This is a genomic window from Vibrio sp. J502, from assembly GCF_025397955.1.
Classification (GTDB): Bacteria; Pseudomonadota; Gammaproteobacteria; order Enterobacterales; family Vibrionaceae; genus Vibrio; species Vibrio anguillarum.
Window position 1 is genome coordinate 415,813 of the sequence record NZ_CP104555.1, and the last position, 20,844, is coordinate 436,656.

Genomic DNA, 20,844 nt, shown 5'->3' on the forward strand with positions numbered 1-20,844 from the left:
GCGATGCTGATACGATATTGAGCAATTGAGGATTAATGAATGTGGCCACTAATATACTAATACCGATTGCTGAGTGGTGGGCTAGTTACGACTAAACGCGACGATTTTATACCTAATTGCGTTAGCGATGGCATGCATATTCAGCAAAAATAGCCTCCATTTATGGAGCTTTATTATGTTGCTCTCGCATCACATGAGCCGGATGACGGCGCTGAAAAGCTTGTTGTTCAGTGAGCGAAATCGCGTCACCTTATCGATAACCAGTGCTATTCTATGCAGTGTCTTTGAGCTTATCTCTTGGATTTTTCTCTATTTAGCCGTCACTGCGATTTACCATAACGAATCGGCGACAGCTTATTTTCTAATGATGTGTTTGACGGTAATGGGTCGCTACGCCTTTTATGCATTAGCAGTATGGCAAGCACATTTAGCGGCCTATCACATTATTCAGAAAGTAAGGCAACACTTAGTGCGTGCGTTAGCCAAGATGAGAATGGATAAACTGCGCAGCTTGAGTCGGGGCGATATTGAAAAGCGCATCACCGATGAATGCCAGAGTCTTGAGCCGCTGATTGCTCACCATGGTACGGATATCATCAACGGACTTCTGATGCCCTTGTTTATGGTGGGATTGCTATTCTATATTGATTGGCGACTCGCCCTGATTGCTTTAATGCCACTGCCGTTGGCAATGACTGCACAAATTTGGATGATGCGTGGATTTGCTGAAAGACAGCAGAAATATAATCAAATCGTCGCTCATCTGCATCAAGCACAAATGGAATTTCTGCGCACCATAGGTGTAATGAAACTGTTTGCAGTTGATGCGGATTCCTACCTTGAACTCAGCCGAACCTTACAATCTCATCATAAGATTGTGACGGGATACACTCAAACGATGGTTAGCGCTTGGGTGACATTCGTCACGCTGGCACAAATTTCGCTGATCTTGGTGTTGCCTGTTGCCATCATGCTCGCCAATACGGGCCAATTAACCCTCATTGATTTGGTGATGGTGGCATGCGTGAGTGTGGGATTGCTTAAACCGTGGTTAGACTTAACGCAAGTGTTTGCGCAAATTCAGCAATCGTTCATTGCCATAGACAGAATCCTTCCCTTATGCGGTGAGCCTGAGTCTCATCCTTTCCATTACCCCTCGTCTTTGATGCTTCTTGAGTGCCGTGACCTTGTTGTGGCTCGCGACCCAAAGGTTGCCGTATTGCAACAGGTGAATTTGAAAGCGTATCCCGGACAACGCATAACGATTGAGGGAGCGTCTGGGGTTGGGAAAAGCACACTACTTGCGTCGTTACTCGGTGAGTTGGAGCCTACTTCGGGTGCTTGGTACATCAATGGTCAGCCAATAACTGATATTGACGATGAGAGCCGTAGTCATTATCTCGCCTCGGTTGATCAGCGAGTGGTCTTTTTTTCTGGATCCTTACGCGATAATTTAATCTTAACGAAACGTCACGTTGAAGAGCATGAAATCTGGCAATTACTGACTTGGTTTGGGCTTAAACCGTTAGTGCAAAGCCTACCTCAGCAGCTCGATTGCCCAATTGGAGAAGCGTGCCGATTGTTCAGTGGTGGTGAAATGCAGCGTTTGGCGATTATCCGCGCCGCTGTCACTAAAGCACCGATCCTAATTTTGGATGAGGCAACGGCCCATTTGGATGCGCTTTCAGAGCAGAGCGTTTTTGAGGCGTTACGCCATTATGCACCAGCTCAGATTCAACTGATCATTAGCCACCGTGCTAGTCAGATTCAGCAGGTTGATCGCCGCTTGGTACTGTTGAACGGTCAACTAGAGGAGAAAGCTGATGAATAGTCTGAGGCGCTTAATTGAACATAGTGGTGCAAAGACACAGCACTTTTGGTTTGGTTTACTGGGCAAAGTCGCTACTGAGCTGATTGGGCTACTGGTCTGGATTATGTTATTTACCTTTCTGCTCTCTTCCGAGTCATTACCGTTCACTGTCATGTTATTGATAGCGCTGTCGTTGATCTTAGCGCAGTGGATAGTAGGCCAGAGTACCAAGTTCAGTTTTCTTGGTGCCTATCAAATCACCCATCAATTACGTCATCAGTTATTGACCGATATCCGTCTTCAACCCTTGGCGGCTTTGCGTGGTAAACGCTTAGGTGAAAAAGTAAAGTTACTCACTTCTGATCTCAAACAGTTTGAAGATATTTTCAGTCACCTGCTGACCGAGTTTGTCGCAACTTGGGTAACACCGATCGTCATGACGATTGTACTTGCACTGATTCAGCCTTGGTTAGCCGTGACTCTAGTGCTGATTTTTGGGTTAGCGTTTAGCGTATTAGTGCTCGTAGAACGGAGATTTAGCCATCAGGCAGACCACACACATCATACCAATGTGCAAAGTAGTAACTTGTTGCTCGAATACCTAGACTGTTTGCCGATGCTGCGCAGCTTTGGACAGAGTGGGCGATTGGCGGACCCACTCTGCCAGCAGATTGAAAAGCAAAAAGATCAGGGACTAGGATTAGAGTGGCTTGGTGGAAGTGGTGTATTGTTAGCAACGCTGATCTTAGAGCTTGGCCTCGTGATCAATTTAGTTTTGGCTGCGTGGTTGGTGGATCTCGATTGGTTGAATCGCTCACAATTTTTGGTTGCTGTGGTTGTCACCGTGGTCTCTATTCGTCCACTAGCGCGGATGACGGTGTATGCAGCCTTACTCCGCTATATGTTAAAAGCAGCATCACGTTTACATCAGCTTTCCCAGTTGCCGCAACAAACCTCACAGGGCGTAGAACCTAGCACTTTTGATTTATCACTCAAGGATATTCATCTTTGCTTAGACGGCCAGCCAGTACTCAATGGGGTTAACCTTGAGGTGGCGGAGGGTGAGCATATTGTGCTGGTGGGCAAAAGTGGTTCAGGTAAAAGTAGTTTACTCGATGTGTTGGCTGTGTTTCATATCCCCACACAAGGTTGCTTAACTATGGGAGGAAAAACCTTGGATGAAATAGGTACTGAGCACTGGTATCGACATATCGCCTATGTCACGCAAGAGGTTCAGCTCCTTTGCGGTAGCCTACGTGATAACTTGCTATTGGCCAAACCCGAAGCGAGTGAGCAAGTGTTGTGCGAGGCAGTAGAGGCGGCGGGTTTGAGTGAGTTAGTGGCTAAGTTGCCGCACGGACTAGATTCGCGGATTGGCGAAAATGGTAACCAAATCTCTGGCGGGGAGCGGCAGCGTTTGTCGATTGCGCGAGCGCTATTGCATGATGCGCCTATCTTACTGCTTGATGAATTTACCTCCGCACTGGATAGCCAAACTCAGGCCCAAGTGTTGCAAGCGCTTGAGATTCTTTGCCAAGGGAAAACGGTGATTTCCGTAGCGCATCGCCTGGAGACTATTCAGCAAGCTGATACTGTTTATTTGATGGAGGCAGGGCAATTGCGCAAGGTTGAGCAGTATCAACAGGAGGTTACAACAGCCAACTCACAACTCTATAAACCACAACTCTGTAAAAAGAGCGAAATGGCTTAATGGAAAATGGTTCTTAAATCGAGCCAAGATATGTGCTCGGTTTATCCTTAACGATGTGAAGCTACCGCCATCTTGGCTGAGTTTTTTCGCCCCAATCACATGGTCTATTGCTGTGATTGGGGACTCACTCATTTACCGCTAGCCTGCGATTTCAAGTTGTTTGGCTATATCAACAATTAGCTGCTTTACTGTCTTCTCCATCGACGACTACCATGTCATCCTCGCCTATTTAACAAGAGCAGAAGGATGAAAGGCTGTTTCTGCGTGTTGGCGAATGAATGCATCCCCATGAGTCTCGACCGACTCGATGATTGGGGTGAACGAACGTAGCCAACACTGCTTCAGCTTCAGGTCGGAATGGTATTATAGCCAGTCTGAATATCCAGCATCCACGGTTTCCCACTGGGGCCTAAAATCGCTTTTTTATCTATTTTTCCGACGGCGGTTTTGGGTAGATGGCTGACGATGTGCAGTTCATCAGGAAGCTTAAATGAGGCGAGATTACGCTCTTTTAAAAACTGACGGAGTGCTTGTAATGTCAATCTAGAGTCTTTGGAGATGAGTGCGACACCGATCCGCTCGCCTAAATAAGAGTCGGGTACTGCAACCACTGCGACCTGCGCTACTTGAGGATGAGCTAATAAATGCTCTTCAATTTCATCCGTAGCAATACATTCCCCAGCTCGATTGACCACATCTTTAATCCGCCCGGTCACGGTGAGATATTGGTCGCTATCCATGCGCACTTTATCACCACTGCAATAAAAACCATCTGGAGTGAAAGCCTTTTGATTGTGTTCATTCGCTCGGTAGTAACCACGCAAGGTATAGGGGCCTCGCGTCAGCAATTCGCCTTCTTCTCCCTCGCCAACGGGATAACCTTGAGGGTCGACTACTCGAATTTCATCGAGTGCACAGACTGGACGACCTTGTCGAGACGCAATAATTTCAGGATGATCGCCCAAGCGAGTGCAACAGATAAGGCCTTCCGCCATACCAAATACTTGTTGTAGGGCATTAGGGAAGGCTTTTTGAATGGCTAAAGCATCAGTGTAGGCCAGTTTCGAGCCTCCAACTTGTATCAAGCGTAGGCTTGAAAGATCGCTTTCTTCCCATTGTGTGGCTTCTGTCCATAATTGAGCTAAGGATGGCACCAAAGCGGTGGCGCTGATTTGGTGCTGTTCAATTAACTCAAAACAGTGGTCTGGCCCCGCGTGTTGGGTAAACACGACCTTTCCACCTTTGGCGAGCACCCCTAAAAAGCCCGGGCAGCCGAGTGTGAAATTGTGTGCAGCTGGCAGCACGGCAAGATAAACATCCCGCTCATTTATCTCACTTGCCTGACAGCAACAACGAATATTGAACAGGTAATCGTTGTGGGTGCGAGGGATAAGCTTGGGTAGTCCTGTCGTGCCACCAGATACCAGAAATAGGGCAGGGTGGCCTGGATTTATGGTAGGAGCTATCAGTGGTGAGTGAAGCTGAATATTATTAAGAGAATGGTGGTTACCGTGCTCACCAAACAGATAAACCTGCTGTAAGCCTTGGCAGTTGGCTATTAAGTTATTTGCCAACGCCGCACCTTGAATTTCTTCACTAATATACGCTTTGGCATCGCCGAGCTGAGCCAAGTGTTTGATTTCAGAAAGCCCATGAGCAGGCAGCGCCAAAATAGGTACTAAACCAGCTCGTAGAGTGGCAAAAAGAGCGATTGGCAAACGGCAAGTATTTGAGAGTTGGATCACCACGCGCTCACCCACTTGCATTCCATCGGTTATCAAACGATGCGCGATACCATCCGCAGCGTTTAGCAGTGCTTGATAAGTTAGCTGATGATGCTCATCTAGCACGGCAATCTGCTCACCGTATTGTTCAACACCTTGAGTTAATAGGCACCAAAGCGGTGCGTCTTCCCAAAGTCCTGCTTGCTGATAACGCATCGCTTGTGCGGTTTGGTAGCCGATAAAGCCTCGGAGTAAATCTGCTGTCATTGGCCGGTTTTTCATGCGACTGCCTCACTGGTTAAGGAAGATGAGTTCTGTGCATCGCTGGTTTCAAGGACTAAATGATTGAGTACACAGGCCATTTTTTCACAAGTTTCTTCCCATTCTCGTTGAGGATTAGACAAACTGATAATGCCAGCTCCGGCTTGAAGCAGAGAAACAGAACCCGTTTTGTATCCCGCCCTTAACACCAAAGCCGCATCGAAAAATCCATTGCGGTCTGTAATGAATACGCTACCGCTGTACAGTTTTCTGGGTTGTTTCTCAAAACGAGCAATCGCGGCAACCGCCTCACGTTTAGGAATGCCAGAGGCAGTGATGGAAGGAAAGAGGACTCGGAATGCATCCCATGCGGATTTGTCTGTGGCGAGCTGACCTTTTACTCGCGATGCTAAATGTTGCACGCTACCTCTTTCTGATACGGTCATAAATTCAGACACATGAACGCTTGAGGGATCACAAACCTGTTCGAGCTCTTCGATAGCCAGCTTGACGGAAGCGGCATGTTCGGCAATTTCTTTAGGATCGTTAAGCAGTTCGTTCTTTAGCCTTGCTGCGTCGGTTTTATCTTGGGGTAGTAAGCGTGTTCCGGCCAAAGGTTGGGTGCTCAAGGTCCCCCGCTCATCGACTTCTAAGACTGTTTCTGGTGAGAAACCAAATGCTTGCATGTTATTTAGCTTGAGCATGAAAGAGCGAGCTGGCGTGTTGTTCATTCTACCGTTAATAAAGCTTTTGGTTATGTCGATATTAAACGGCAGTATGGCTGGCCGAGATAAAATCACTTTCTTGTATTGGTTGGCTTTGATTTCATTGACGGCTAAATCGACTGCCTGCTGATAGTGATGTTTCACTTCAATGCCACCAACAATATCCTGTTGAGAGCAGGGCTGCCCTTGCAGAGGCAATGGCGCAGGTAAGCATGATACCCGGGTAATGATGGCTTGAATTTGCGCAAGTACTGAGCTTTCAAAGGTACGGATGATAACGTGAGTGGCCGTAATGCGTAATTCGGTTTCGGCTACAAACAGTTCCAGCAGTGGATGTTGGCACTCTTGTTGTGGTAAATCGTGAGCGAAGCGACTGAATTCAAAATCAGCGCGGCCGAAGAGTCGCCAGTCCTCTCCACTCAGAGTTTGGGTTGCACGATGAATATATTGACACAGATGATGAGGGTTTACCTGTGCGACCTTTCCTTCAAAGTCACAAACTTCGCTTCTATGGTTGACGGTTAATTGCAGTCGTTTATTGATGCCGATCGCCCATTCATTCTCATGCTCATAGACCAGATATTTATGACAGAAAGAGGCCGAGGTCAGTTCGGCAACGAGTTGGAGTGGATGACATTGATGTTGCAATACCAAAGAATGTAAATATGCCGTATGAATGTTAGCCATGTTGTTCTCCAGAAACGTGAGAGTAATTTATTAAGGTTGTTGGTCGATGCTCCGACCTTGTTACTGTTGGTTCGCTAATCTTGCTGAGAAAGTGTTCAGGGGTTGCTGTGATGTAAAAGTGGTCGCCTGATATGGCTATCAGTGTTGGTTTGTCATCGATTGGCATCAACCATGGTTGCCATGCAGCGACTTCGGACTCCCAAGCTTCAGGGTCATGTTCGCCAAACACGAGTGTGCATGGGGTGTACTGTAGACATTTCGATGCTGTAACTTGTTGGTGGTAGTTAACTTGTTGGTGGTAGCACTCTGTGGCTAAAAAATCCGCTCTCAACATGGGTAGAAACAGCGGGAGTAGTTCAGGGTGCTGCTTGAGTATCGGACTGCCGCTGCCAATCGCGATCAGTTGGTCAATAAAGTCATCATCATTGAGTTGGCTCAATCGTCTTCGACTGCTTAAATGCGGGGCATGGCAGGCAGAAAGGATCAGATTTTTGATCGGTGATAGGGCTCCAAAACTGCTCTCAAATCGATGACATACTTCATAGGCCACTTGTGCCCCCATGCTATGTCCACAGAGTATTATTCGAGTCTCTTTAATGAAGGTTTGATCCGCTATCCAAGTCCTCAATCCCTCAGCAACATCCTCTGCTATTGCTTCAATACTCGTAAGGGGGCGCTCTCGCATTCGATGATCTCTGCCGGGGTAAGTGGCCAGCAGTACCAGCGTTTCTTTTGCTAGTGCATTGCAGTCAAGTGACATCCATGTTTTAAATGCACTTAAACTGCCTCCAGCAAAAGGACAAATAATCCATATTTCACGAGGTTGGGCACCATTCTGATAAAGTGTTTTGAACACCTGATTCATATCTCCACCTCTTTGGTCACTGCGCGATTGAATCGAAATGAAATTCGTGGTGGTGGAGTCATGGTCCTTTCTTGGGGTTGTCCACATAATGTGAGCATGTCTTCCCACAGTTGAGCAACCTTGAGTTGGTGACAGATAAGCAACAATGGCGCGGTGTCTTGCCCATCAATTAAACGGCAAAACTGCTCTAAAGTGTTGCATACCCCTTCAGGTCCGAATTCTTCAAACAGATCTTTAACGAGACAAGGTTGGTCGTAAAGTGTCTGCGTAGTCGGTTGATTGAGATAGTCTCCTTCAGCGAGGCTGACGACCTGATACAGGCTTTGCTGGTTATTCTGGTGCTTTTCGGCATGAAGCGCTGGTGTCCAATGTATCGGGCCATAGCTATCAACCATCGAAAGATAGCCAGATTCCCACCCTAACATAAGACGATGCATGGCGAGGCTGTGCATATCTGGATCTTGTGGATCCAGATAGTTTTGTAACTGCAACAGATAATCACCGTGAGGAGATTGAAGACTAATCAGATCAAAAAGGTGTTGTTTGCCTAATTTTATAGGTTGAATTTTGCCATCGCGGCCTAATGCCAACAGCAGTAAATCCAATGTTGAGTAAAGCAACTGCCGACTTGTCGTAATATTGCCGTAGCTGGCGGGCTGGCGCATTTGCAATGAGACTTGTTGTGCGCTTGAAATCATGGTTTGCCCCGCTTGAGACGAACTATAGAAACTGTTGACTCGGTATTGGACTCCACATTGCTCAGCAAGCGCATGATGCCGTTGTAATTCTTTCGCCGACACGGGATGCTCTTGCAAAACATGAATATGACGTTTGAGCAGCTCTTCGACCAATACGTTACCGCCCCCACCGATAACGGAGGCGCGAACAACCACGCAGGCAATAGCAATATCCTGAGGCAACTGTGACACCTTTTCATACAGTGGTATACCAAAGGCAGTGGCCAGATTCTTTGAACGCAGGCTACCTTGGGACAGAATCCCTGCCAGTTCGAGATCGGGATGAGATTCGATAAAGGCATTTAGGTACAGTTCACCAAATTTAGCCCCAACGATAATGACTTTCTTACGACTCTTCATTTTCTAGCTCTTTTACGTTTTGTTGGTGGAACGAATTTAATGAATGTGAAGGGTGACCGAGCAGAGTAGAGATCTCGTGCGCCAGTGTTTTCACATGAGGTTGTTGTAATAGGGTGTAGTGATCTCCCTGCATGCGATGAATGATGGGATGACAGCAATCACTCCAGCCATGGCAGCGGCGTTTTGCCATCTCAGGATGTTGGTAGCGCATAAAATCAAGCTGTGAATGGTTTTGTGCGCTATAAAGTGTGACGGGGAGCGTCTCCAAATAAGGTGGCTGATAGTCGAGCATGGCACGCAAGTTTTGCTGATAGATTGCTAGCAACTCAGCAAGACTTGCACTGTCTAATAAGCCTGATCCTGTCTCTAAAAATGCCTTGGCAAGCTCTGCGCAAAATTGCGTCTCTGATTCGAAGTTCGAAATCACATGCTCTTTCAGCGCCGGGAATCGGCCAATACAATCTGCGTAGAAGTATTGGCGGATCGACGCCTCGGTTAATCGCTGATTTGGGTTTTGGCTTGGTTTATAACTATCAATCAAGATGCAGTGGCTGACCTCTTCGCCCTGTTCCATGAGTTGTCGAGCCATTTCAAAAGCCACTACTCCGCCAAATGACCAACCTGCCAGTTGGTAAGGGCCAGTTGGCTGTACGTGACGAATCATAGATAGATAGTGTGCGGCTAAAGCCACAATGTCGGTTTTTGGCGCAGATTTATCGTGCCGATCTGGGTAGGCAAGTCCATACAAAGTGATCTGGCTGAGCTCTTTAGCTAATGCTTGATAGCTCAATAAGTGTCCGCCAATCGGATGCACAATAAAGAGTGTACTGGTTCGGTTACTTCCGTTTGATGAGAGTTTTACCGGTGCATGATGGAGCGGTTGGGTTTGCTCTGTCAGCAAGGTGGCGAGGCGCTCAACCGTATCATGGGTTTGTAACTGCCCTGCGCTGAGAGCAAGGTTTAAACGGTGATTGATTTGGTTAAGTAAGCGTACGGCGATCAATGAATTTCCGCCTAGATCGAAAAAGCTCTGATTGGCGGGAATAGGGGCGAAATTAAGGCATTCAGACCAGATCTGAGCCAGAAGTTGTTCCTGCTGTGAGTGCGGCATGCGTAATTGATCTGCTGCAATATGGGCATCTGGGCGCGGTAGTGCAGAACGATCCACCTTACCGTTGGCCGTCAATGGAAGGTGCTCTAAGGTTATGATCTGGCTTGGACATAAGTACTGGGGCAACAGTCGGCGAGCATGATCCAGTAAAGCCTGATTATCACGTCGACTGTGGGGAGCGTACTGAATATAAGCCACTAAACGTGCACCATTTTGCGCGGTTCTGTCTGGCTGAACGATGGCATCTAGGATGTCTATTTCGCTCGCGTTGAGTGCACACTGACGTAGAGCATTTTCCACTTCACCAAGCTCAATACGATAACCGTTAATTTTAACTTGGTGATCGTTTCTGCCCAGAAACTCAATGTTACCATCCGGTAAATAGCGGCCTAAATCCCCCGTTTTATACAAGCGTTGGCCAAGCGTTGGATGTTCGATAAAAGCGAAGTCGGTCTTTTCTTGATCATGCCAATAGCCGCGAGCGAGACCACGTCCACCAATGTAAAGCTCTCCTGTAACCCAATCTGCACAAGGATTGAGCTGTTCATCGAGCACATAAAATTGTTGATGAGTGAGCGGTTTTCCATAGGGAATACTGCTGTGTGTGGTATAGCTTTTCTCAATCGGATAGCAGATAGACCAAATGGCGGCCTCGGTAGCACCACCTAAGCTGAGCAATTTAGCCTGAGGCGTAAGGGTATTCAGTCGGTCTGGTAAGTTGACGGGTATCCAGTCTCCACTCATCATGATTTGACGTAAATGGGGCAGCGGATTTGATCGATTTTCTAGTAAATCTACCAATAACTGTGCGAAGGCTGGCACACTATTCCACACCGTAATCGCTGACTGCTGAGCTAAATGCACCAGTGCTTCAGGATCTTGACTTGGCGATGTCTGTGGTATTACCAATCTTGCCCCACAGCTTAGGGTGGAGAAAATATCAAACACAGAGAGATCAAAATTGAGAGAGGAAATCGCCAATACTCGGTCACGATGATCGAGTGCAATACGCTGGTTAATATCGAGCAGGGTATTGACTACGGCACCATGCTCCATCATTACCCCTTTAGGTTGGCCCGTGGAGCCAGAGGTGAAAATGACGTAAGCCAGATCGGTCGGTTGGTTTGCCACTGGGATAAAATGCGCTTGGGCTTCTGTCATTAACGCAGGGAATAGAACTCGATAGTCATCGGTGCGGCAAGGCTCAGAGCTATCGCTGATAATGGTTGAGACTGCTCCTTGCTTAAGCAGAGCTTGGATACGAGGTTCAGGATAAGCGCCATCAATGGGCATATAAGCTTTCCCTGCCAACAGAATGGCGAGAACAGCGACTACCTGTTGCCATCCTTTGTTCATCACAACCGCCACTAATGGTGCATCATCTTGCTGTTCGATAAGCTGCGCAGCTAAGTGCTGAGCGGAAAACCAAAGTGTTTGATAAGTCAGTTCTAGTTCGCCTTGCTCAATCGCAATTCGCTGTGGGTGCTGTTCCACACCGAGCCTTACTAAATCGCACAATGTCGCCACACAAGCCGTAGTTTGGTTGTCTAAAACCAGTTTGACTTCACCTTGTGTCGCATTGACTTGATCACGCTTCTGCTGCTGTGCAGAGGGGAGTGCTAGGGCGAGAGGTTGTTGCCAGTCTCGGCTTGTAAGCGTTTCTAACGTGTGGGTATAAGCGGCAAACATGGCTTCAAAGACACCACTTTTTAAGTAGTTTTCTTGAATCGTCCATTTGATGATAACGCCGCCGCATGGTGACGGAATCAACATACTGTCAAGGTAAACATGGGGGGTTTGTGCACCAAAGGCATTGAGCTTGCCATAGGGTAATGGTCTATGTTGCCCAACCGATAAGGTGTCGTTAAACACCACTGGCATGCCTGCATTGAGATTATGATTATGACGGTTTTTTTCAGTTAACACCGATTGACCATCAAATAAGGAATGTGCCATATCATCGGCCATCTGCTGTTGAATTTGCTCAACAAACGCGAGCAATGAACCGGGTTGGGTTCTTACTTCAAGCATGGATGTGGTTGAAAGGTTGCCAATGACGTCGGCGGATTGAGGCAGCATAGCCGGACGGTTACTGTGCAGTATATTGATGGCAAAATGCTTCTGGGCACTCCAATGGCTGATCACAAGGCAAAATGTGGACAGCATACTCATTGACGGCAATAAATTATGGGCAAATGAGACGGCTTGGATCTGACTCCACTGTTCAGCACTGAGGTGGTGAGTGAGTACACTTTGTGCTAAATGCTCTGAGCGTTTATCCGCTAACGGCAGTGCTGGAGCTTCTGGTAGTGTCGGTACTCGGTCAAGCCAGTAAGCTTGAGCTTGTTGGTAAGGCTCTGACTGTTTGAGCTGTTCAAGCTCAAGGAGATAGTTGTCGATACTCATCGTTGGCAATGCTAATTCGATACTCAGATCGTCATACAGTGCAAACCATTGTTGAAATAGAGTATTGAGGCTTTTGCCATCAGCCACGACCAAATCGAGTACCAAATGTACCAAAGAGGTTTCGCCGTCTACCTGCAGGATGCTGATATCAAACAGAGGCCATTGATGTGTCGCTACACCGTGGGCGGCGATCTGCGTCCTTGCCTCATCAATCCAGCGTGTTTTTTGTGGTTCATCCCATGAGCTTAAGTCGAGAAACTGTGGTTGATACTCTGGTACTTGGCGATGAATATGATATTGACCTGCATCGATTTCACCGCGTAACTGGTCGTGTAATTGCACCAGTCGATTCCATGCTTGGGTAAGTCTCAGACGATCAAGATGCTTAATTTCAAGCTCTGCATAGAAATGGGCAACCCCATTTCCCAAGGAAAACAAGGCATTTTCACCAAGCCAGTAGGCATTTTGTAGCGGTGTGAGTGGGTAATGTCGAACGCAAACGCCATTTTTCTGTTGTGTTGTATTATCTTGGGATTCAAGAGTTGTGTTTGGCTCAATAATGTCCGTTTCAACGGTTGTCGTTGCAGTAGACGGGGCACTCTCAAATTGGCAACAGAAGTCTTGGAATTTCGGATGCTCAAACAAGGATTGTAAGCTCGCTTGTTTGATTCCCGCATGTTGTAGTGCCACGATCATCTTTGTTGCCATTAAGCTATCACCACCGGCAAGGAAAAAATCGGTGTCGTGGTTAATCTCACCATGTAAAAACGTTTGCCATATACTTTTTATCTGCTCTATTTGTTGCTGATAGGACTCAGACTGACCTAAGGTCTGCGGACTATGTTGCGGACGTTTTTGGGTTACTATCAGATGTTGACGTAATGCTGATACCTCACTGTTGGGATAGCTCAACTGTGGCTCTAAACCTTGTTCCGCCAGCAGGGTAAGCCAAGCTGGTTGTGTCAGCATGCCACTTCCAGTGGATTGGCGAAAATCGTTGAATGCGTTGATTCCTTCAATAAACCCAACCGTCGCCAACTGCATTGGGCTGTGCTGATCGGTCGCCTCAATCAAAATCAAATAGCCATCATCGGCCAACAGAGCACGGAGACCTTGCAAACATTTTGCGAGATCGATGGCATCGTGCAGAACATTGACGGCCAAAATAACCTGATATCCACCATCCATTTTTAGTGCTTCATCAATGGGCTGATTAATATCAAATAGCCCATAGCTTACCTGTGGGTACTCAGACAATAGTTCGCGCGCTTCATGAAGGAACAGACGAGACACATCGGTAAACTGATAGTGGCGAATCGTTGAGGAGGCGAGGCTTAATACCTCTCGAGTGGTGGCTGCAGTGCCAGCCCCGACTTCAAGTATATTCAAACCTTGCGCCTGCTGTTGGCCAAGGGCATAAATGGCGCGCGCGGCACTTAAATTCAATATTTGCAGTGATGGATTACAACGGTAGAGGCTATCGGTGATCGCCGGGTCAGAAAATAGCAACTCGAGTGCAGAGTGGCGACCATTCAACAACGCCGGGTGTTGCTTGAGGCAATCCTCAAGATAGGTATCCAAACGCTGACACCAAGCTTGTTGAGGCAAAGGTAATCGTGGTGCTTTGGGGAAATCGTCTTGGAAGCGATACTCTCCATCCTTCTCCGTCAGCACGCCCTCTCGGCATAACTGATCTAACCAAAGTTGGATAAGCTTATGATGTTTATCGGTCACTTTAAGTTGTTGAATAATTTGTGGTGCGCGATAGGCTTGCTCCGGCGAAGTAAATAACTGGTGATTGCGTAAGGTTGTCCAGATCCCACGCAGTGCACGATGCTCAAGCTGCGCCCACGCTTGCGTCACCTCTTGTACAATCTGTGGTGAAATTTCGGGGAGAGACATGTTGTGCCAATCAAGGGTGGATTCGGCGATGACGTGATCAGGCGGCAGAAGGGGGTGCAGAGGCTCTGGTTGAGTCAATGATCGCTCGAAAAACTGCGGGTCTGCCGCACACTGTTGCAGCAAGCTTAGATATTGGTTGAATAAGTTTTCCAACAGATCTGGCGCCAGTACGCCGGCCATGCAATACCAGTTGAACGCCAAATTACCTTCAATTTCCATGATTTGATGATCAAGCCAGACTTGTGGGGTTTGACTCAGAACATAAACCGGATCCCCTAGTAAATGGGTCATGGCTTGTTCGATATCCATGCCATCCATCGACATTCCCAGCATGCTAGTAAATACCACCGGAGTTAACGGCAGTGCCGCTTCTTGCTCACTGAGCTGACCGGAGGATTTCCAGTGTTTGGCTAGTTCGCGGATCACCTCAACCCCATTGACTTGACTATGGCCTAAGCGTTGCCAAAGTTTGCTTTGGGTTTGTAAGATACGCTGTTTCAAATCGGTGCTTGAGTCGTGTTGGAAATCCATTAGAAGGACTGAGGTGAAGTCACCAATCAGATCTTGGACGGCCTCATGAAAAGGCTGACGATTAAAGAACGTCATGTTCAACGTAAAATCAGGGCTTGCAGTCCAATTGGCCAAGGTATGCGCAAATAGGGTCAGCAGGCCAGCTGAAGGGGTTACCCCCCATTGTTGCCAAACCGATTTTAGCGTTTGCCATTCAGAGTCGCTAAGGCGGCCTTCTAAGGTAATAAATTCCGGAGCATGGTGTTGATAATCCGGGTTCAGTGGCAACTGAGGCGCTTTAGGCAGAGTTGGGATCGTTTGTTGCCAGTAGTGCCATGAGTTTTGCCACTCGGCGGAATGGCGTAACGTTTGCTCATGCATCACGTAGTCACGGAAAGTGATCGACAGAGGCTCCAAGTCTTTGCCTTGATAGGCGGTGGCTAAATCATCCATCATGATTTTGAAGCTTTGTACATCAAACTGCAGTAAGTCGAGGTTTAGGTGCAAACGCACTTTGTGCTCAGATAAACGGCTGAGTTGGACATCAAAGAGTGGCCAGACATCCGCAGCCCGTACCTGATGACGCATTTGTTGGCGTATTTGCTCAAGCTCAACGTGTTGTGCTTCTTCTGAGAGTGAACGTAAGTCTCTCTCTACAATCGGAAAATAGTCAACCTCAGCGTGAACAACTTGTTCTCCTGCATGATTGACTGTCATGCGCAGCATGTCGTGACGCTTGATTAAGGCATTCCAAGCGGCTGCAAATTGTTGTGGGTTAAACTCGGTAAGATCCTTATCCCACTCAAAGACGACGTGACAGGCAATACCGCCATATTGAACCCAGGGTTCACGACCAATCCAATACGCGTGTTGAATAGGCGTGAGTGGGAAGGGGGTATAGCGGTTGTGAGGATCGTTCACAAAGTGTGTGAGCATTGAATCTGATTCTGGTGCAGCAGGGACACGGGCGATCGCTTCCACCAAACCTGAAATGGTTAAGTTTTGGTAGGCTTGTTCGGCATCGATCTTGACTGCGAACTGTTTTTGAATAACCGCACTAAGCTCAAGAAATTGCAGAGAGTCTAAACCTAATTGCAGTAAATCTTGATCGACTCGGATTGGTGTATCGTCACTCATACCCAATTGGTAACGAAGTCGTTCGGTTAACCATTGACCTACATCACTCACTGTGGGACGCGTTAGCGGCTTGGGTGATACCAAGCAATCTATGGTATCTACTGTATCTATTGCCGTGTTCAATGGGTCAAGATAAGGCTGGAAATTAGCATGCTGAGGTTCGATATTCATTGCCAGTACGAAAGGAGCGCTACTGAGCAGACTCTGACTGATCTGCCACAAACCTTCTTGTACGTTTAAGGTATGCATACCTTCTTTGGCCAGTGTATCGAGAAGCGCTGAATCGGCGGTCATTCCTATGCTATCCCAAGCTCCCCATCCAATACTCATCACGCGGCAACGGCTGCTGCCCTGTTGGGCGAGAGCATAGCCATCTAAGAAGGCATTGGCTAACGCATAAGCACCTTGTCCAACCGCACCTAGTGAAGCTGCGGAGGATAAACCCAGTAAATATTGGGCTTCTTGTGCTTCAAGCCACTGGTGTAGTGCGACAAAAGCGTGGCATTTGGTTTGAATAAGTAGGGCAGATTGCTGAGGATCCCATTGATTGATAAGGCCTGTTAGCGATGTTCCCGCAGCATGAAACGCACCTATGATAGGTAAAGTCCGCGGCCAATCATTAAGCATTCGTTGCAGCTCCCCTTCTTGGCTCACATCGCAAAGCAAGGTCATCACCTGACAGCCGAATCTGGCTATGGTTTGGCAAAACTCAGGCCAATCGCTGGGTTCTCGTCGCCCAATCACCGCAATATGGCGGGCACCGGATTGTGCTAGCCATTTAATGATGTGTCGGCCTATGCCCCCCATACCTCCAGTGACAAGATGCCAACCTGAAGTCGTAAACCAAGAGGAAGGGATGAGGTCAGGCACGGTTTTGGCGTGCACCAATTGAGGTATCCAGTAGCTGTGGTTGCGATAAGCTATCTCAGTCGCTAGATGGAAAGGAGCAGAGTTTAAAGCCTGACTCAGAATCAGGGCTTGATGGTGATGATTCTCAACAGACGGCTCAATATCAAGTAGATAGATACCTTGCTGTTTGTGTTCCGCGCGAGCAACTCGCAGCAGAGACATCAGTGCCACTTTCTCGGCAGCAACACTTTGCGTTGCATCTGTCGCCATGGCTTGTGAGGTCAAAACATACAGCGTTGTAAAATCAGCGCTTAGTGATTGGATGACTTTTTCAGCGCACTCGACAAGCTCACCATCAGGCAATACGAACAGGCTGACAGTCTCATTGACACGGTAAATCTCCCCTTGACACTGTAGGGCTTGTTGGAGATCAGACTCACTAACGTTGAGCCTAGCTTGGCTCGCGGCGACTGGCAGCCACTGCCACTCATAGCGCTGATGGGGGCTTGGTAACAGCGAGTGTGGTTGAGAATCATCAAAGTTTGGGGTTTGAATCTGACCTATCCAAGCCCATTCTCCTGAAGTTAAGCATCCTCTTAATTGGTATTGGACTTGTCCCCAGAGTTGAGTCGTTCTGTGTACAACCAGTTGCGTTATTGTTTTAGGGTCAAGAGATGGCGCTGCAACAATCAACCAGTCGCTACGCTCTTCTTGTACGAAACTCGGCATATGCAGGGTGATGAGTTGATGCCAGTCTGTTTCTGTTGGTGTCATTACCCAATCTACATAGAACAACTGCGTTTGATTGCTGAATGGTATTGCTAGGTTTGGCTGAATCGAAGGAGTCAGTGGACTGAGCAAACGCTGTTTTATTTCTGCCACTTGCTTTTTTAGTTGCAGTGGCGAAGTGTGATAACAACGTAATACTTGCTTAAGGCGCGCCGGAGTCTCGCATAAGGCTCGGATATCGCTCAATTGCACTGTCGCTGGCTCTTGATTGGTGGCCAAAGCATCACGCAGCCATTGTGCAACCACGTCTGTGGTTGGCAAAGACACGGCGGTGAATTGATAACACTGATGCCCTTGTTGCAAGTAGCCGTGTTCAAGTAAAGAGTTTAAAAGTGTTGTGATCAGATCTCGATGTTTTGGTAGCAAACGTCCCCCTCGGATCAGATCGCGCAGGGTAAAACGAGGCTGAGCCGTACAAGAGTGAATCAAATCGCGGATCACACAACAGCGCAGCATCGGATAGAGAGCCGCGATTGTGGTGGGTGGCGGTACACTCAAGGTTTGCTTAGGCAGTGCAGTTTCGATTGTTTTGACATCGGAGGTTGGATACCAATATCTCTGTTCATCGAACACATACAGAGGCAATCGACAAGGTCGACCCTGCAGCGCGAATAGCGCGGACCACTTATTATTGCAGCCCGCGACAAAAAGAGCGGCTAAGAGTTCAGTTTCTAAACGCTGTGTAGGGATGCTAGGGTGAGAGGTACCTAGCCATACACAATCTGTTGACCATGTTTCACGTTGCCCCATGGCTGTGAGGTGTGCACTTGGCCCCATTTCGACCAACAGCTTAGCCTGCTTGGCTAAGGCTGACTCTATTGCACGCTGGAATTGTACAGTATCGCGGACATGACGGGTCCAATACTCAGCGTTGAACGATGCCGCATTATCGGCGACCTGTCCTGTGACACTAGAAATCAGAGGTATAGTACCTTGCTTTGCGGTTATGGGAGCCGCAAACTCATGAAACGACGCTAGCATTTCATCCAATAGGCGTGAATGTGCGGCGCAGGATACGTCTAACTTTTTATAACGAATGGCATGCTTATCAAGTTCCAGTATCGCGTTGTCGACATCCCGTTGATGGCCAGAATATACCCAATGCTGCGCGCCATTATGCGCGGCCAGATCGAGTTCGCGCAAAGCCGGTATCGTCTCTAATGTGTTTGGCTTAGCGAAAATCGCTAACATAGAGCCCGCTTGGCGTTGCGCACATAAGTGCATCAGCCGTCCTCGTTCGCTGACAAGCGCAATCGCTTGTTGGTGAGTGAGGTATCCTGACACCACACAAGCAGCAAATTCACCTACCGAATGGCCCATCACCATATCTGGCCTAAACCCTTTACTTTGCCAGTGAGCGGCCATCGCGATTTCAAAAGCGACAATCGCTAATTGTGCGTAGTCGGTACGTTGGAGTAATTCTGTGCGGTGACCGAATAACGCATCAGTAAGCCGTATTTCTAAGCTGCCGAGCGCATATTGTTGGCTCAGTTCGATGCTGTCACGAAATGCGGCGCTGCGGTGATATAACTCTTGTCCCATATTGGCCCATTGGCTGCCTTGGCCAGTAAAGCACCACACCACCTTGCCTGTTGCTGAAGGCTGGCCAACATGTAAATCACGGCCAGCTTGCCCTGTTAGCGCGAAATCACGTAGGGCCTGAATTGCCGCAGAATTGCAATCAATTGCCAGTCGATAGGGGAGATCTAATGCTCGCTTTAACATGGCGGAGTAAGCAATATCACTGTGGTGTGTTGGCTGTTCTAAGCGTGTGGCATATTCACCGGCCAGTTTACGTAGCGAGGTTTCACTATTGGCGGAGATCAGTAGTTTTGCATTTTCGGATCGAGGATTGAGGGGCGTAGGATCCGCCAGCTCAGGGGCCGATTGCACAATCATATGGCAGTTGGTACCACCGATACCAAAGGAAGAGACCGCCGCAGTGCGAGTTTCGTTCAGCCAATCAATGGTAGTGGTCGCAAGCTGGAAACCAGAACCTGTAAGCTCTAGAGCCGGGTTAGCTTGAGAAACGTTGAGTGAGGCCGGGATTTTGCGGCGCGATACCGATAACACCGTCTTGATTAAAGAGGCGATACCTGCCGCTGTGTCCAGATGCCCGAATCCGCTTTTTACTGAACCCAAAAAGCAGGGTTTGGCTTCAATGCTGCGTTGATAAGCTTGTTTGATGGCTCGAACTTCGATAGGGTCACCGAGTTTAGTGCCTGTACCATGAGCCTCGATCATCTCCACTTCATCGGGTAATACATCAGCCAAATGCAGGGCATCGGATAGCACTTGTGCTTGGCCTTTTACCGAGGGAGCGGTAAACCCCACTTTATCCTGACCATCGTTGTTGATAGCACTACCACGCAACAACGCCAGAATAGTATCACCATCGCGTCGCGCATCCTCCCAGCGTTTGAGCACCACACAGCCTAGCCCGTGACCACCAAAAGTACCATTGGCATCAATATCAAACGGGCGACACAACCCATCTGGAGAAAAGATCATACCGGGTTGGTACAAGTAGCCTGAGCTTTGAGGAAATGACACCGCGACACCACCCGCAATCGCCATATCGCATTCCCCCGAACGCAGACTTTCGCAGGCGAGGTGGCAGGCGACCAAAGAGCTAGAACAAGCCGTTTGAACAGTAAACGCAGGACCCGTTAAGTTAAATTTATGGGCGACTCGCGTGGCAAGGTAATCTTTATCGTTACCCAATAAGGCTTGTAGCCCCTTGACTTGGCCAACTTGAGTGACATCAAAGTCGGCAAAAGAGGGGTAGGTACTGGTACGAATCGAGCCGAAGACACCAGTTTTCGATTGAATGGCGTTTGGTGCATACCCTGCATCTTCAAGCGCATGCCAAACTATCTGTAAAAATAGCCGCTGTTGGGGATCAATAGAGAGAGCTTCAGTTGGCGAATAACCAAACAAGCTTGCATCAAAGTAGTCTGGATTATCAATAATGGCACCGCTTGGCACGAAGTTCTCTTGCGCGGAGAGCGAAGTGGTTATTCCAGCCGTTTGTAGCTCTTGTTCCGAAAAATAGCTTTGCCCAGAAATACCATTCACCAAGTTGTGCCAAAATTGCTCCGCATTTGGTGCTTTCGGAAAGCGGCAAGCCAGTCCAATGACGGCGATGGGGTCACTGTTGCCAAAGCAAGGGTCGAGAGTGTTCATGGTTATCCTCGTAATTCAGTTGCAGGGTGGTCAGTTTCGCCACCCTGTTGTGCATTTGATAGATTCTGTTCACG

The 20,844-nt window shown here is 48.0% G+C and carries 7 protein-coding genes; 2 read left to right on the forward strand and 5 right to left on the reverse strand.

The genetic code is table 11. The features are described 5' to 3' along the window. Window positions 1-175 precede the first annotated feature (175 nt). A complete protein-coding gene (locus N5E84_RS17635) occupies window positions 176-1,831 on the forward strand; it encodes an ABC transporter ATP-binding protein (protein WP_017046020.1) in 1,656 nt (551 codons plus the stop codon). Continuing rightward, entirely contained in the window at window positions 1,824-3,521 is a 1,698-nt protein-coding gene (locus N5E84_RS17640) for an ABC transporter ATP-binding protein (protein ID WP_019281884.1), read from the forward strand. Before N5E84_RS17635 ends, N5E84_RS17640 begins: the two co-directional genes overlap by 8 nt. Window positions 3,522-3,868: 347 nt before the next feature. On the opposite strand, the gene N5E84_RS17645 is transcribed toward N5E84_RS17640, so the two are convergent. Genes N5E84_RS17645 through N5E84_RS17665 form a run of 5 tightly spaced genes read right to left on the reverse strand, consistent with a single transcriptional unit; the run spans window position 3,869 to window position 20,770 of the window. After that, the gene (locus tag N5E84_RS17645; protein WP_019281883.1) at window positions 3,869-5,527 is read right to left on the reverse strand and encodes a (2,3-dihydroxybenzoyl)adenylate synthase; all 1,659 of its coding nucleotides are present in this window, start codon (window positions 5,525-5,527) and stop codon (window positions 3,869-3,871) included. Further along, a complete protein-coding gene (locus N5E84_RS17650; protein WP_019281882.1) occupies window positions 5,524-6,918 on the reverse strand; it encodes a salicylate synthase in 1,395 nt (464 codons plus the stop codon). The genes N5E84_RS17645 and N5E84_RS17650 overlap by 4 nt, the downstream gene beginning before the upstream one ends. Next, window positions 6,911-7,783 (reverse strand): thioesterase II family protein, encoded by an 873-nt coding sequence (locus tag N5E84_RS17655; RefSeq protein ID WP_019281881.1) that lies wholly within the window; start codon window positions 7,781-7,783, stop codon window positions 6,911-6,913. Before N5E84_RS17655 ends, N5E84_RS17650 begins: the two co-directional genes overlap by 8 nt. Beyond that, entirely contained in the window at window positions 7,780-8,880 is a 1,101-nt protein-coding gene (locus tag N5E84_RS17660) for a thiazolinyl imide reductase (RefSeq protein ID WP_019281880.1), read from the reverse strand. The genes N5E84_RS17655 and N5E84_RS17660 overlap by 4 nt, the downstream gene beginning before the upstream one ends. Next, window positions 8,867-20,770: a hybrid non-ribosomal peptide synthetase/type I polyketide synthase gene (locus N5E84_RS17665; RefSeq protein WP_019281879.1), complete on the reverse strand. Its 11,904-nt coding sequence runs from the start codon at window positions 20,768-20,770 to the stop codon at window positions 8,867-8,869. Before N5E84_RS17665 ends, N5E84_RS17660 begins: the two co-directional genes overlap by 14 nt. Window positions 20,771-20,844: the final 74 nt, after the last annotated feature.